This window comes from Kangsaoukella pontilimi (genome assembly GCF_009830125.1).
GTDB lineage: Bacteria > Pseudomonadota > Alphaproteobacteria > Rhodobacterales > Rhodobacteraceae > Kangsaoukella > Kangsaoukella pontilimi.
Map to the genome: position 1 here is coordinate 975,305 of NZ_WUPT01000002.1, position 14,236 is coordinate 989,540.

Consider the following 14,236-nt stretch of genomic DNA (forward strand, 5'->3'; position numbering starts at 1 on the left):
TCATTCCGCCATTGGCACAGCGGCGTCGACGTTCGCCGCGCGGTATTCGGCAAGGCTTTTGACCGGCGCGACCTCCTGCACCGCTCCGGTGGCCACGTCATAGAGCATCGCGGACACTGTCATCGCGTCGGGCATGCCCGGCGCGTTCGCAAGCCGGCTGATATCCGTCATGAGGTCGGCAGCCTGATCGGTGATGGCATATTCGGAGACGTCGATGCCGAATTTCTGCTGCAGCATTCCCTGCAACTGCGGATCCGCCAGGCGCTGCGCCCCGCAACTGGTGTGCTGGAGCAGAACGATATTGAATGCGGATTCCTGCCCACCCGTGGCTGCGCCGACAAGGACGGTCAGGGTCACGATCTCTTCGATGACGGCCTTGGTCACCCGTCCACCGTTGTTGCGGGTTACGATGGCCTCGCCGAGATCGAGGCCGAGGATATGGGCCGGATCGACCCGTGCGTCGACGCAGGTCACGATCAGAGTGCGCAGTTGGGGCAAGATGGGCATGTCTCCACGATCGAATGTGGCCGCGAAGCGGGCGTTACGGGCGATCAGCTCATTGTGAGTGCTCATGGGAAGGGTTCCTCTGTCCTGGTTGGGAGGTGGCGCGTGGGCCGTGGATCAAGCGACGCGCAGACGTGCGGCTTCGAGGGGGGTATGGCCGCCCCGCCAATCGGCGTCGTCCTGTGCGTAGGTCGGCTCGGCGATCCGGACAAAATCGCGCGCCTCCTCGGCCGCATTCAGGTCAAATGGCCGTGTCAGGAGCATCTTGGCGAACCCACCCATTGCACCCAGCGTTCGAGTGAAGCTGCGGCTCAGGTCGGGGCGTTCCTGAACATGCCTGCGCACGATTGTCTCGAATGGCTCGGGCTCGCGCCCGCCAACCCTCGCCACGTGATCGGTTGGCGCTCCGACGGCAAAGGTGCCCCGGCGGTATTCCTCGGCATAGAGCGCCAATTGCGTCACGGCGGCGATGGAATAGTTCGAGGGCGGATTTGCCTTCAGCGCCTTCACCATCATGCGCTCGGAGATGTTCATGTACCGGACCTTGCGGCCCAGGGCTCGGCCCATTGCCGCCGCGATATCGTTCGGAGACAGGAGCTCCGGTCCTGTCGGGCGATACGTCTGGCCTGCATGCGCATCGGCATCGGTCAAAGCTGCCACGACCACGCGCGCAATATCCTCGTTGGAAGGCGCCGCGTTCTTCTTCACCTGACCGTCGCCAAGCGGCATGCTGAAGACGCCCAGATGCGCCGCCATATCCAGCACCATCAGGTAGTTGTCAGCAAACCAGCCCGGATTGACCGTAGTCACCGACATCTCGCCCCGCATTCCGATCAGAATATCGCTGATGTAGACCTCGCGGGTAAACAGCGACGGGTGGTTCGCACTGGACAGCCATTGGCTGAGCGTCACGACGTGCTCCAGCTTTGCCTCAAAGGCTGCGGCGGTGAAGACAGCATTGAAGTGCAAGCCATTGGGCGCGGTCGGTGCGCATTGATAGGCCCTCTGCACGCCGCGCATCGCCGCGCGCATATCTGGCAATGCGTATTGATTGGCGACCATCACCTCGGCGCCGGCACGCTCCAACTGCTCTGACCTATGGTCGCGTCGTCGAACGAGCGCCCGAACGGGAAAATCCCGATGCCGCAGCATCAACGCGGTTTGGAGACCGGTTTTACCGCTTGCGCTGGTGACAAGGATCTTTGGCTTTCGGGACATTGGCAGGCGCTCCATTTAGATGTCGATTGTAATCTTTAATTATAGATGATAATCAAAATCCAAAGTGTCAAGCCCCGGAGGCCGACCTGATGCCGAGAATGTCAGCGGACGAAAAACAGAAGAGCCACCAGCGCATCCTCAAGGCGGCCTCGCGGCTTTTCCGAGAGCGCGGGATCGAAACGACCAGCGTCGCTGACGTCATGAAGGCCGCAGGGCTGACTCATGGCGGCTTCTACCGGCATTTCGACTCTAAAGAGGCTCTGGTCGCTGCTGCGTTCAGCCATGCGGTGGACGAGGTGGTCTCAGAGGTCGAGGCGACACCTGCCGGTCCGGAACGTGATGCAGCCCGGGACCTTTACGTCGCGCGCTACCTCTCGACGGAACATTTGGACGGCCGCGGTGAAGGCTGCCCCCTTGCCGCCATGGGGGCCGAAATTGTCCGACTGGGCGGTGCAGCCGAGGCCGAAGCATCTGATGCCGTCGAACGCATGGCCCGGCTGCTCACCGCCGACGACCGCGGGACGTCGGACAAGGGTGTAGCAACCATGGCATTGCTTTTGGGCACGATCACACTCGCCCGCTTGGCCAAAAGCCGGGAGCTTTCAGACACGATTCTCGATGCAGGAAAGCGAGGGACCGCGCTTTTGGATCAGCGCTGGTGAGGTCGGTCGAAGCGTACGCGACTATACTTCGTCCGCGCGAGGAGTGCGACGAGATCGGCCAGCGCCAGTTTGTGCTCGCGTGCTTGCCTTATCGGACGGCTCAGTAGCATCGCGCCACGCCCTACGGTGTCCAGAGGTACCGCTTCGACGATGTGCCGTACCCGAAATTGTGCGACCTCGGCTTCGTGAATCCTGTTGACGCGACACCTTTTGGTGTTGTTTGTTATTTAACACCATAGGGTGTCATGAAGGAATCCCTGATGAAAAACATAATCACAACAATCGCCACGCTTGCGGTTTCCGCCTCTGCAGTTGTCGCAGGAGATATTGTCAATCTGCCCGCTGACGTACTGGATTGGCAGGTCACCTCTGAGGGCGCCGCCTTTGCCGCGCTCGACGGCGACAGGTTAAATGGCGAATACATGGCGATGGTCCGGCTCCCCGCTGGGCTGGCCAGCCCCGAGCATGTCAAGACGGCAAACATCTACGGCATCGTCATGGCGGGCACGTTTTTGCACACTACAGCCGAAATGAAGCCGTCGGAGCGCCAGCCCATCGGTCCCGGCTCTTATTACATGATCCCCGGCGGGATGCCGCATGTCAGCGCCTGCGTCTCGGACACGCCATGCGTTGCATTCCTGTATCAGGATGGAGCATTCGACTTCAACGTGGTGCAGAGATGAGCCTACAAGGCGCGTTCCGCGCCCTTGCCGACCCGACCCGACGCGAGATTTTGGTCCTGCTGACCAACCGGGACATGACGGTGAGCGAGGTTTGCAGCCGCTTCGAAATCACCCGCACGGCAGTGAAGAAGCATCTCACTATCCTTGAAGAGGGCGGTTTGGTGACCGCATGGCCGCAGGGGCGGGACCGCATAAACCGCCTCAGTCCCGAGCCGCTGCAGGCGGTTTCCGATTGGGTCGGATTCTTCAGCCAGTTCTGGGATGGACGATTGGATGCCTTGCAGGACGCGATCCGCAACGAACCGAACAGGAAAAAACAGATGAATGATATGATCGTAAAGACCGCCTATTTCGATGTGCCGCCGGAAACTGTTTGGACGTTCCTGACCGACAAGGACAAGCTGGGCATTTGGTTTCATCCGGCCAAGGCGAACCTGGTCGGAGGCGAAGCCTTCGAATGCTATCGGACGGCTGATGACGGCGCGAAAGTACGCCAGATCTGGGGGAAGGTCCTGGTGGCCGAGGCCCCGACCCGGTTGGTTCACACCTTCGAGATCGCCCCATTCAACGGCAAAGAGACCCGTGTGGAATGGGAGTTGGAAGCGGTGCGAGGTGGAACGCGGCTGACACTGACGCATAGCGGTATCGCCGATGCGGCTGGCGAGACGTCCCTGCCTCTGGTGATGGCGCTGGATTCCGGTTGGGACGAGCACATCCGTTCGTTGCGCAACCAGGCCAAGGGTGGCGGACAATGACCGCCGGATTTCTGATCATCGGCGCCAGTCGCGGCATTGGATGGGCGCTGGCCTACGATTGGCGAAACGAATGCGCGAAGTGACCGGCATATCCCGCAACCCGCCCCAGATGGCGTCCTCGATGAAGAGCCGCGCCTGACGTTGGTCGGCATTTTCTTCCCGACATTGCGGACGCCGTTCGGTTCGATGATCATAATCCAGCCTCGCTTCGTGCGAGCGCAGAAGAATGGTTTGGTCTCCTAACCGGCAGCGACTACTTTATGTCGTGGACGAGGCCTTCGCGATGCTAGCAGGTTGAGCGTTCCCAACAGCCCTGCATATTCTCGTGGATCGCAAAGATCAGTTTCGATCAAATCCACTCTGCACTCACCGAACTTGACAGACCGCTTTTGGCGGATGTCTTCACCGAAATCCGCCGGCAAATATTCGAAGAATTCAACGCAGGGCAATTTCGTGCAACGTGCCCTCGCGCGCAAGCAGCGCGACTTCGCCGCGTTCTGCGCGCGGGCAACAGTGGAACGGCGTGCAATAGGGCCGCGTGATGCAAAAAAGACCTGCGCGCCCGCGTTGCTGGTGTGCTCAAGTGCATATCACAGCCCGTGGGAGGTGAGAGCGGAGACAGTCGACGTCAGACCCCTCCGGCCACGCCTGAACAAACCGATTTGTTGCTCTCCCCCCTGAGGAATCGGGTCGCAACACAAGTGGTCGGAGGGGATTGTACAGCTTGCATGCGCTAACTGAGTGCATAGGGGCGTATCGGCGCGCTCCTTTGTCAGCGCCAAAGCTGAAATTGCGTCATCCGCACCTTTTTCACGCCAGGCCCGCCTATTCTAAGTGGCAACCCGCGGGACCACGCTCTCCAGCAACCGCAGGAATCGTGAGTTGCGAGCCCCCGCAACCAATCTCTCACAAAATGAATGGCTTAGGCGATCGCATCATCCGTGTCGTCGATCGTGCGTGCCGTATTATCCTTACAGGACGACGGCAAAAGCCACCCATGCCGTGACCTCTGACGTCAGTTGAACCGTGCCAAGGACATCGCCCGTCTGGCCGCCGAGCAGGCGTCGGGCGGCCAGAGATACCGCCAGCGCGGATAAGGCGATTGCGGCCAGCGCGGGAAGCGTGGCGGTGCCGGTGAGCAGGGCCAAGCCGACCAACGCAACGCCGCCCGGCAAGAGCGACGCGTTTTTTACGCCTGATGCGTGGTGACCAAGGCCATCCGTCCGTGCGCGCGGCAAGTGAACGAGGGCGGCGAGCATCGCCAGCCGGCTGCCCGTTCCGATAAGGGCGAATTCGCTCCAGCCGGCGCGGCCTCCGAGACCCGAAACAGACACGACCGAAAGCGTCACTGCAAAGATTAGGGCCAGCACGCCATAGGTGCCGATGCGGCTGTCGCGCATGATCTCGAGCCGTCGCGCCGCGTCGCGACCGCCAAGCGCGTCCGCGAAATCGGCCAGCCCGTCGTGGTGAAGTCCGCCGGTCACTGCCACAACTGCGCCGACGGCAAGCAACGCTGCCAGAACCGATGCTGCGCCAGCCGCCGTCAGACCTGCGAATACGGCCCAGCCCACAGTTCCCGTGACGATTCCGACAAGCGGATAGGCCCATGCCGCATCGGCCAGTGACGGGGCAGGCTCCTTGAGACGCCCTGCCGGGATGACCGTGAGCAGCATCAGCGCAAGCCGCGCCTCGTCCAGACGGCGGGGCGGGGTCATCCGTCGGCGATCCCCGCCTCCTCGAAGGTGGCCATACCGTTGTGACAGGCCAGCGCGCCTCGGAGTACCATCAGGGCCAGCGCGGCACCGGTGCCCTCGCCAAGGGCCATGCCAAGGTCGAGGATCGGGGCCTTGTCGAGCCGCTCACACAGGCGGATATGTCCCGGCTCGGCGCTTTTGTGAGCGACGAGGCAGTGATCGAGAAGCGCCGGGTCGGCGGCCGCAAGAGGAGATATTGCGGCGGTGCAGATATAACCGTCGAGAATAACCGGAATACGGTGCCGGCGTGCTTCCAGTACCGCGCCACAGATCGCCGCCTGTTCGCGTCCGCCGAGCGCGGCCAGTGTCTCCGCCGGGTCAAGCCCCGCATGGCGGGTGACGGCGGCGGCAACGACGCGTGACTTGAGCGACATGCCTTCGGCGTCCGAGCCGGTGCCGCGTCCGACCCAGTCCGACGCCTCGCCACCGAAGACGGCATGGGCGAGGGCGGCGGAGATGGTCGAATTGCCGATGCCCATTTCGCCAAGGATCAGGATATCGGCCTCGGAATCGACGGCGGCGGCGCCACGGCTCATGGCGTCCTGGCATTCGTCGGCGGTCATCGCCGGGCCCTCGGTGATGTCACCGGTTGGACGGTCGAGATCGAGCGCGACGACGCCAAGGGTGGCGCCGGCGACCGTGGCAAGCTGGTTGATCGCCGCTCCGCCGGCGGCGAAGTTGTCCACCATCAGGCCGGTCACAGCTTGGGGGAAAGGGTTCACGCCCTGGGCGCACACGCCATGATTTCCTGCAAATACAAGAGCTTGCGCGCGATCTATCGCCGGACGGTTGGTGCCCTTCCAGCCGGCCATGAAGACGGCTAGGTCTTCGAGACGGCCAAGCGAACCGGGCGGTTTCGTCAACTGCGCCTGACGCGCCCGTGCCCGCTCTGCCGCGTCATTGTCGAACTGCGGCAGGTCGTCTGCCGACGGAAAGGAGGTTCCGGACAGGGCGAACGGCGTTTGGTCATTCATGTGGTTTGATCCTTAGCGGGCATCCCGAAACCGAGAGCCAGACCTCGTCGCAGCAGGCTGCGACCTGTTGATTGAGTTGTCCGGCGGCGCTCCGAAATTGGCGCGCCAGACGGTTTTCCGGGACGATTCCCGCGCCGACCTCATTCGTGACGAAGACGACCGGAGATTCAAGGGTGGGGATCAGGTCCGTCAGGGCGTCGGCCTCGGCCTGCCAATCGGCCTTGGAAAGCATGAGATTGGTCAGCCACATGGTCAGGCAATCGACCAGCCGCGGTGCCGCGCCGTCGCTGTCGCGCAGCGCGGTCACGATGTCGGTCGGGGCTTCGATTGTCGTCCAGCCGGGGCCGCGAGAGGCGCGGTGACGTGCGATCTTGGCCCGCATCTCGTCGTCGTGGGCTTGCGACGTGGCGATGTAGACGGGGGATGCACCACGGCCGAGGGTCAGCCTCTCGGCCAGGGCGCTTTTGCCCGAATTCGCTCCGCCCGTAACCAATATCGACTTTCCCATGCGGGCGTGTAAACCAGAGTTCCAAACCGAAAGGAAGCATCAGACGCCATGGCTTTGCCCGCGCTCGAACTCTGGCTGATCCGCCATGCGCCGACCGATTTTTCAGGGCGGCTGGCGGGGCGCACCGATGTCGAGGCGGTTTTGCCCGGCGCGGCGGCGCTGGCCTTGGCGCGCACTCAACTTCAGGGCGCTGGCCGCGTGGTGGCAAGCCCTGCGCAGCGGACGATTGCCACGGCGCGAGCGCTGTTTCCCGGCCGCGAGATCGATACCGACCCCTATCTCTGGGAGCAGGATTTCGGCGCGGATGAGGGGCGTGCCTATAGCGATCTGCCCGACCTCGGCCCGCTCACGCGGGCGGCTTTGGCCGATCATGTTCCGCCGGGCGGGGAGAGTTTTGCCGAGATGGCGGCACGGGTCATGCCGGCCTTGCGCGGGTTGCGCCGCAGGGTGCCGGCCAGCGTCGGGTCGGTGCCTGCCGTTGCGGTTGTGGCCCACGCAGGCACCGTTCGTGCGGCACTCGGCATGGCATTGGGCGAGCTGTCGCTTGGCCTTGCCTTCGACATCTCACCCCTGTCGCTGACCACGATCCGGTTTTTCGGGGATGAGGCGGCGATCCTTGGCGTAAATCGTCCACTCGTCGCATGAAAGTTCGCGTCCAAGGGCATTTCGGGGAATGGCTGCAGGGATGCTATGGCCCGGCAGGGGACATCGCGCTGGTTACGGTGCGCTGCCCTGCGCTTGGCGTCACGGTCGAGAGGCTGGGCGGCGGCGCCCTGTCGCTGGACGATCCGGGCGGTGTTCTGACCGAAGCGCGGGCGCGGGCGATTTTGGAGAAACTCGGGCTGCCAGAAGGTCGGTTTCGGCTGAGCGCGGAGATGCCGCCCGGCGGCGGGGCAGGCGCGTCGACGGCTGCCCTCGTGGCGCTGGCGCGTGCCGCTGGCGATACGGGCGACGGTTTGGCCAGGGCGTGTCTCGGTGTCGAAGGGGCGAGCGATCCGCTGATGCTGAAGGCACCCGACCGGGTGCTCTGGGCGCCGCGCCGTGCAGAGGTCATTGCGCCCGTCGCACCGCCGCCCCCGGCGGTTATCGTGGGCGGTTTCTGGGGCGCGCCGTCTCGCACTCAGGCGCAGGACATCGACTTTCCAGACATTGCCGACCTGGTCGCGGATTGGGCGCGGGCGCGATCGCTGGCTGACGTTGCCGCCATCGCCTCGGCCTCGGCGGTCCGAACGACGGCGCATCGGGGGCCGGAGGGCGATCCGACCCCCGATCTCGCCCGTGCCTTGGGGGCTTTTGGTCATCTTCGGGCGCATACAGGTTCGGCGCGTGGGCTGATCTTTGCGCCCGGCCACGTGCCGGAAGGCGTCGAGGCCGCTTTGGCCGAGGCCGGTGTCACAGGTGTTCTGACCTTCGCAACCGGGGGCGGGTGCGTATGAGTTTCGCAGCCGCGATGATCGTCGCCCTTTTGGTCGATGCGCTGATCGGCTGGCCCGATGCGCTCTACCGTCGGATCGGGCACCCGGTCACATGGATCGGGCGGCTGATCGGCGCTTTGGACCGTGGGCTGAACCGGGGCGGGGCTCGTCGGCTTAAGGGCGCGTTTGCGGTGCTGATCGTGCTTGTAGCGGTGGCCGTGCCGACGCTTGCGGTCGAAAGCCTGTTGCCTGAGGGGTGGGTTGGGACGCTCCTTCTCGGGCTTCTCGCCTGGCCCCTCGTCGCGGGGCGGTCGCTCTATCAACACGTCGCTCGGGTTGCGGCCCCGCTGGCTGCGGGCGACGAGACCGGCGCGCGTGAGGCAGTCTCGATGATCGTGGGACGCGATCCGGCGACACTGGACCAGCCCGCCATTGCCCGCGCCGCGCTGGAGAGCTTGGCGGAAAACGCTTCTGACGGCGTCGTCGCACCCGTCTTCTGGGGGACGGTGGCGGGGCTGCCGGGCATTGCCGTCTACAAGGCGATCAACACGCTCGATTCGATGATCGGACACCGCACGCCCCGGCACGAGGCCTTCGGCAGGGTGGCAGCGCGGCTGGACGATGTGGCGAACCTTATCCCGGCGCGGCTGACAGGGCTCATGTTCGTTCTGGTCTCGCGGGACCGACGGCGGGCGTTCAGGGCCATGATGGCGGACGCGCGCCGACACCGTTCGCCCAACGCAGGCTGGCCCGAAGCGGCGATGGCCGGCGGGCTGTCCGTCCGTATGTCAGGCCCGAGGGTCTACGCAGGCCGGGCGACGGACGACCCATGGCTGAACGGGGACGCGCCCGATCCGACAGCGGAAGACCTGAACCGGGGGCTTGCGCTGTTCCTTCGCGCTGTGGTTCCACTGGGCGCGCTGCTGGCAGTGGCGGCGGCATTCGGGGGATAGGCCATGCGCGACCACGGCGGAGACCTTGACCGCGCCCGCGCGCGGTTCGGCGGCGACGACTGGATCGACCTGTCCACGGGCATCAATCCGGTCGCCTATCCGGTGCCGGACGTTCTGCCAGCGCGCGCATTGGCTGCGCTGCCCACGGCGGAGGATATCGCGGGGCTGGCCGACGCGGCGCGCCGAGCTTACGCGACGTCCCTCGTTCCCGTGCCGCTGGCCGGGGCGCAGGCGGCGATCCAGATCGTGCCGCGACTGTCGGCTGTGGGGCGGGCGCGTGTTCTGGTGCCGACCTACAACGAGCACGCAGGCGCACTGGCGGCGTCGGGCTGGCAGGTGGCGGAGGTGCGTGAGCCGGACGCACTGGAGGGTGCGGACCTCGCCGTGGTGGTGTCGCCCAACAACCCGGATGGGCGCCGGGCGTCCGTGTCCGATCTTGTCGCGCTGGCCGGGCGCGTGGGGCTTCTGGTGGTGGACGAAAGCTTTGCCGACCCCGAGCCGGAGAGTGCTTTGTCCCGCGCAGAAGTTCCGGAGAATGTCGTGATCCTCAGGTCCTTCGGCAAGTTCTACGGGCTTGCGGGACTGCGTCTGGGATTCGCGTTGGCCGCGCCCGACATGGCCGCACGGATCGCGGCGCTGGCGGGGCCTTGGGCGGTCAGTGGCCCGGCCATTGCTATTGGCACGCGCGCGCTGGGCGATACCGCGTGGCGGGACGAGACACGCGCGCGTCTCAGGGTGGATGCGGCGCGGCTCGACGGACTGGCCGAGTGGGCGGGATGGCGGCTGGTGGGCGGCACGCCGCTCTTTCGGACGTATGAGACCGGCGATGCCGCCTCTGCGCAGGAGAGGCTGGCCCGCGCACGTATCTGGTCGCGGATATTCCCGTACTCAGAGGGATGGATGCGACTGGGTCTGCCCGGCGATGCTGCAGGCTGGGCGCGGCTGGAGACCGCGCTATCGGGCGGCGGCGAGTAGTCCTTCGACGTCCAGATGCGCCTCGACATGGTCCGCGAGTGCGTTGAGCGTGGCCTCGACCCCTGAACCATATGCCATCGAAGAGGTGGCTCCGAGCGCGGCGAGATAGGCGGCGCGGAAGGCATCATCGCGGAACATGCCATGCAGGTAGCTGCCCGCGACGAGGCCGTCGGCGCTGATCGCGCCCTCCGGTACGCCGTCGACTTCGGCAAAGGGGCGCTGGCAGTCGAGCCCGGTCGTGGCTCCGATATGAATCTCGTATCCGGAGAAGCTGGTGCCGGAGGCCAGATGCCGGGCCGTCACCCGCGTCAGGCGCTTGTCCGGTGTCATCGTGGTCTCGACGTCCAAAAGGCCAAGCCCCTGGTCGCGCCCTGCCGGTCCCTCGATCCCGTCCGGGTCCGAGACCGAGCGGCCCAGCATCTGGTACCCGCCGCAAAGGCCGAGCACGTGCCCGCCCCGCCGGACATGGGCGGCAAGGTCGATGTCCCAGCCCTGTGACTTGAGAAAGGCAAGATCGCCGCGCGTGGACTTGCTGCCGGGCAGGATCACGAGGTCCGCGTCGCCGGGGATGGCGCGGCCTGCTTCCAGCATGGTCAGACGGACTCCCGGTTCCTGCGCCAGCGGGTCGAGATCGTCGAAATTCGCGATACGCGACAGGCGGAGGCAGACGATATGCAGACCGTCCGCGCGGGCGGGGGCGGCGATGTCGAGCGCGTCCTCGGCGGGCAGGCGCCACGCCTCGGGGAACCACGGGCAGACGCCGTAGCCCTTCCAGCCGGTCCGCGCCTCGATCAGGGCATAGCCGTCGTCGAAAAGGCTGGGATCTCCCCGGAAGCGGTTGATGATGAACCCCGCGATCTGGGCAGCGTCGTCCGTGTCGAGCACGGCTTGAGTGCCGACGATCTGGGCGATCACACCGCCCCGGTCGATGTCGCCTGTCAGGATCACGGGAACGTCGGCGGCACGGGCAAAGCCCATGTTGGCGATGTCGCCCTGCCGGAGATTGACCTCTGCCGGGCTGCCCGCGCCCTCGACCAGAACGAGGTCATGAGCGGTTTTCAGGCGGGCGAAACTGTCCAGAACGGCATTGAGCAGCGTGGGTTTCAGCGCCTGATACTCCCGCGCCCTGGCGGTTGTCAGGCGCTTGCCCTGCACGATCACCTGCGCGCCCACATCGGTCTCGGGTTTCAGCAACACCGGGTTCATGTCCGTCACCGGGTCGAGACCCGCCGCCATCGCCTGAAGCGCCTGCGCGCGGCCGATCTCGCCGCCATCCGCCGTGACGGCCGCGTTGTTGGACATATTCTGCGGCTTGAACGGCGCGACCGAGAGGCCCCGCCGACGCGCCGCGCGCGCCAGACCCGCCACCAGCATGGACTTGCCGACATTGCTGCCGGTGCCCTGGATCATCAGCGCGCGGGTCATGGGCGGACGCTCAGAATTCGACGCCCTTCTGCGCCTTCACCCCGTCGCGGAAGGGATGCTTCAGAAGCGTCATCTCGGTCACGAGGTCGGCGGCCTCGATCAGCTCGGGCTTGGCGTTCCGGCCCGTCAGACAGACATGAGTCATGTGTGGTTTCTGATGCAGAAGGAAGTCCACGACCTCGTCGATATCGAGGTAGTCGTAGCGGAGCGCGATGTTGATCTCGTCGAGCAGAACGAAGTCGATGTCTGGGTCCAGGATCTGCTCCTTGGCGATCTCCCAGCCGCGCTGGGCCGCCGCCACGTCCCGTTCGCGGTCCTGCGTTTCCCAGGTAAATCCTTCGCCCGAGACGAAGAAGCGGCATTCGTCGCCGAAGCGGTGGGTCAGGAATTTGCGCTCGCCTGTCATCCATGTGCCCTTGATGAACTGCACCACGGCACAGGGCATTCCGTGGGCGATGCAGCGCATGATCATGCCGAAGCCGGACGAGGATTTGCCCTTGCCCGCGCCGGTATGGACCATGATGAGGCCCTTTTCCTCGGTCTTGGTCTTCATCAGCTCATCGCGCGCGGCCTTTATCCGCTTCATTTTCTCGTTGTGACGCTTGGTCGTCTCGTCCATCGCGCGGCCCCTATGTGCTTGACAGAATCGTCCCGCCGGTGACATTCCACGAATGCTGGTGCCTGTGCAAACAGGTGAAAAGGGAATGCGCGAGGCCGGGTGTCCGGCCGAACGGCAGCCGCCCCCGCGACCGTGACCGGAGAGGGTACCCGATTAAGGCCACTGACCGCATCGGCGGTTCGGGAAGGCCGGGTAACCGTGAAAGCAAGGAGCTTTCGCATCCGGAAGCCGGGAGACCTGCCAGCGGAACGGTCAAGACCGGGCGGGGTGTTCCGGTGCCGGAGACGCGGCGTCCATCCCGCATTTCCGTCCCATGCCCAAGCCCGACGAGAACAGGGAACGAAAGATGCTCGACGGCTCGGAAACGGTCGAATTGCTGGTCTGCATCAAGTGCCGGGGCGACGCCCTGCCGGATGACGAGGGCGAGCGGCCGGGGGCCGTTCTGCACCGCCGTCTGGCCGAGGAAGGCGTCGAGGGCGTCCGCATCACCCCTGTCGAATGCCTGTCAAACTGTACGCGCGGCTGCACTGTCGCGCTCAGGGGACCTGGCCGCTGGACCTATGTTTACGGCGCTTTCGAAGGCGAGGGCGACCTGTCGCCGCTCCGCGAAGGCGCGCTTCGCTATCGGGATGCCGCTGACGGGCTTGTGCCCTGGCGCGAGAGGCCCGAACATTTCCGCAAGAACTGCATCGCCCGCATTCCACCGCTCTGAGGACATCCCATGCCGACGCTCGAAAAGCTTCCCGTCACCGTTATCACCGGCTTTCTCGGCTCGGGGAAGACCACGCTGATCACTCAACTCATGCAGAACCCGGGCGGGCGGCGTCTGGCCGTGATCGTCAACGAGTTCGGGGATGTGGGCGTCGATGGCGATATCCTGAAGGGCTGCGCCATTCCGGAATGCCCGGCCGAAAACATCATGGAACTGGCCAATGGCTGCATCTGCTGCACTGTGGCCGACGATTTCATCCCGACGATCGAGGCGCTTATGGCGCTCGACCCGCGCCCCGATCACATCCTGATCGAAACCTCGGGGCTTGCGCTCCCAAAGCCGCTGCTCAAGGCGTTCGACTGGCCGGATATCCGTTCGAAGATCACGGTGGACGGCGTGATCGCGCTGGCAGATGCCGAGGCGGTCGCGGCGGGCCGGTTTGCGCCCGACGTCGAGGCGGTGGACCGTCAGCGGCTGGCCGATGACAGTCTCGACCATGAGACGCCGCTGTCAGAGGTGTTCGAGGATCAGATCTCGTGCGCCGACATCATCCTGCTGACCAAGCCCGACCTGGCTGGCCCCGACGGGCTGGAGCGCGCCCGCGCAGTCATCGCCGCCGAGGCGCCGCGCCCGATCCCGGTGGTCGAGGTTGCCGAGGGCGTGGTCGATCCGCGCGTGATCCTCGGGCTGGAGGCGGCCGCCGAGGACGATCTTGAAGCGCGGCCCTCGCACCATGACGGGGCCGACGATCACGAGCACGAGGATTTCGACAGCGTCGTGATCGACATCCCCGAGATTGCCGACCCCGCCCAGCTGGTCGCCCGTATCGAAGAGCTTGCGCGGCGTAAGAATATCCTGCGCGTCAAGGGCTATGCCGCCGTGACCGGCAAGCCGATGCGCCTGCTCGTTCAGGCGGTGGGTGCGCGGGTTCGGCACCAATTCGACCGCTTCTGGGCCGAGGGCGAGGCGCGGCAGGGCCGTCTGGTCGTCATCGCCGAGCATGACGACATCGACGCCGCCGCGATCCGCGACATCCTCGTGCCGGAGACCACCGAAGCGGCCTGACCGCACCGGGGACC

16 protein-coding genes and 1 riboswitch are annotated in these 14,236 nt (G+C 65.2%); of the genes, 9 read left to right on the forward strand and 7 right to left on the reverse strand.

Translation table 11 applies throughout. The annotated features are described in order from the left end of the window. Together GQ651_RS14385 and GQ651_RS14390 are read right to left on the reverse strand one after the other, a co-directional pair. On the reverse strand, window positions 1-573 hold the full coding sequence (locus tag GQ651_RS14385; protein WP_160764900.1) for a carbonic anhydrase: 573 nt from the start codon (window positions 571-573) through the stop codon (window positions 1-3). A 48-nt stretch (window positions 574-621) separates the two neighbouring features. Next, a complete protein-coding gene (locus GQ651_RS14390) occupies window positions 622-1,737 on the reverse strand; it encodes an NmrA family NAD(P)-binding protein (RefSeq protein WP_319637442.1) in 1,116 nt (371 codons plus the stop codon). A gap of 83 nt (window positions 1,738-1,820) precedes the next feature. Here GQ651_RS14390 and GQ651_RS14395 point away from each other — a divergent pair, with 83 nt between their 5' ends. The 3 genes from GQ651_RS14395 to GQ651_RS19050 all read left to right on the forward strand — a co-directional run bounded on the left by GQ651_RS14395 (window position 1,821) and on the right by GQ651_RS19050 (window position 3,822). Next, entirely contained in the window at window positions 1,821-2,384 is a 564-nt protein-coding gene (locus tag GQ651_RS14395; protein WP_160764902.1) for a TetR/AcrR family transcriptional regulator, read from the forward strand. A 260-nt stretch (window positions 2,385-2,644) separates the two neighbouring features. Next, entirely contained in the window at window positions 2,645-3,067 is a 423-nt protein-coding gene (locus GQ651_RS14400; RefSeq protein WP_160764903.1) for a cupin domain-containing protein, read from the forward strand. Next, window positions 3,064-3,822: a metalloregulator ArsR/SmtB family transcription factor gene (locus GQ651_RS19050; protein ID WP_160764904.1), complete on the forward strand. Its 759-nt coding sequence runs from the start codon at window positions 3,064-3,066 to the stop codon at window positions 3,820-3,822. Before GQ651_RS14400 ends, GQ651_RS19050 begins: the two co-directional genes overlap by 4 nt. A 971-nt stretch (window positions 3,823-4,793) precedes the next feature. On the opposite strand, the gene cobS is transcribed toward GQ651_RS19050, so the two are convergent. From cobS to cobU, 3 genes are read right to left on the reverse strand one after another with little or no spacing between them, the layout of a single operon-like run. Continuing rightward, window positions 4,794-5,537 carry an adenosylcobinamide-GDP ribazoletransferase gene (gene cobS / locus GQ651_RS14410; protein WP_160764905.1) on the reverse strand — a complete coding sequence of 248 codons (744 nt, stop codon included), beginning with the start codon at window positions 5,535-5,537 and terminating at the stop codon, window positions 4,794-4,796. Further along, entirely contained in the window at window positions 5,534-6,550 is a 1,017-nt protein-coding gene (cobT, locus tag GQ651_RS14415) for a nicotinate-nucleotide--dimethylbenzimidazole phosphoribosyltransferase (protein WP_160764906.1), read from the reverse strand. Before cobT ends, cobS begins: the two co-directional genes overlap by 4 nt. Continuing rightward, window positions 6,543-7,058 carry a bifunctional adenosylcobinamide kinase/adenosylcobinamide-phosphate guanylyltransferase gene (gene cobU, locus GQ651_RS14420; protein ID WP_160764907.1) on the reverse strand — a complete coding sequence of 172 codons (516 nt, stop codon included), beginning with the start codon at window positions 7,056-7,058 and terminating at the stop codon, window positions 6,543-6,545. Before cobU ends, cobT begins: the two co-directional genes overlap by 8 nt. Before the next feature lie 48 nt (window positions 7,059-7,106). Between cobU and GQ651_RS14425 the strand changes: the two genes are divergently transcribed. From GQ651_RS14425 to cobD, 4 genes are read left to right on the forward strand one after another with little or no spacing between them, the layout of a single operon-like run. Then, window positions 7,107-7,703 carry a histidine phosphatase family protein gene (locus GQ651_RS14425; protein WP_160764908.1) on the forward strand — a complete coding sequence of 199 codons (597 nt, stop codon included), beginning with the start codon at window positions 7,107-7,109 and terminating at the stop codon, window positions 7,701-7,703. Then, window positions 7,700-8,494: a propanediol utilization protein gene (locus tag GQ651_RS14430; RefSeq protein ID WP_227258194.1), complete on the forward strand. Its 795-nt coding sequence runs from the start codon at window positions 7,700-7,702 to the stop codon at window positions 8,492-8,494. Before GQ651_RS14425 ends, GQ651_RS14430 begins: the two co-directional genes overlap by 4 nt. Continuing rightward, window positions 8,491-9,426 (forward strand): adenosylcobinamide-phosphate synthase CbiB, encoded by a 936-nt coding sequence (gene cbiB / locus GQ651_RS14435; protein ID WP_160764909.1) that lies wholly within the window; start codon window positions 8,491-8,493, stop codon window positions 9,424-9,426. Before GQ651_RS14430 ends, cbiB begins: the two co-directional genes overlap by 4 nt. A gap of 3 nt (window positions 9,427-9,429) precedes the next feature. Then, window positions 9,430-10,401 carry a threonine-phosphate decarboxylase CobD gene (cobD, locus tag GQ651_RS14440; protein WP_160764910.1) on the forward strand — a complete coding sequence of 324 codons (972 nt, stop codon included), beginning with the start codon at window positions 9,430-9,432 and terminating at the stop codon, window positions 10,399-10,401. On the opposite strand, the gene GQ651_RS14445 is transcribed toward cobD, so the two are convergent. After that, the gene (locus tag GQ651_RS14445; protein ID WP_160764911.1) at window positions 10,381-11,826 is read right to left on the reverse strand and encodes a cobyric acid synthase; all 1,446 of its coding nucleotides are present in this window, start codon (window positions 11,824-11,826) and stop codon (window positions 10,381-10,383) included. The two genes, cobD and GQ651_RS14445, sit on opposite strands and share 21 nt — an antisense overlap. 10 nt (window positions 11,827-11,836) lie before the next feature. Further along, window positions 11,837-12,445, reverse strand: coding sequence for a cob(I)yrinic acid a,c-diamide adenosyltransferase (gene cobO, locus GQ651_RS14450; RefSeq protein ID WP_160764912.1), 609 nt, complete (start codon window positions 12,443-12,445; stop codon window positions 11,837-11,839). 39 nt (window positions 12,446-12,484) lie between these two features. Then, a riboswitch (cobalamin riboswitch) is annotated at window positions 12,485-12,704 on the forward strand. Between the two features lie 54 nt (window positions 12,705-12,758). Between cobO and GQ651_RS14455 the strand changes: the two genes are divergently transcribed. Together GQ651_RS14455 and cobW are read left to right on the forward strand one after the other, a co-directional pair. Beyond that, a complete protein-coding gene (locus GQ651_RS14455; RefSeq protein ID WP_227258195.1) occupies window positions 12,759-13,157 on the forward strand; it encodes a DUF1636 family protein in 399 nt (132 codons plus the stop codon). Window positions 13,158-13,166: 9 nt separating this feature from the next. Beyond that, window positions 13,167-14,222: a cobalamin biosynthesis protein CobW gene (cobW, locus tag GQ651_RS14460; protein ID WP_160764913.1), complete on the forward strand. Its 1,056-nt coding sequence runs from the start codon at window positions 13,167-13,169 to the stop codon at window positions 14,220-14,222. Window positions 14,223-14,236 lie beyond the last annotated feature (14 nt).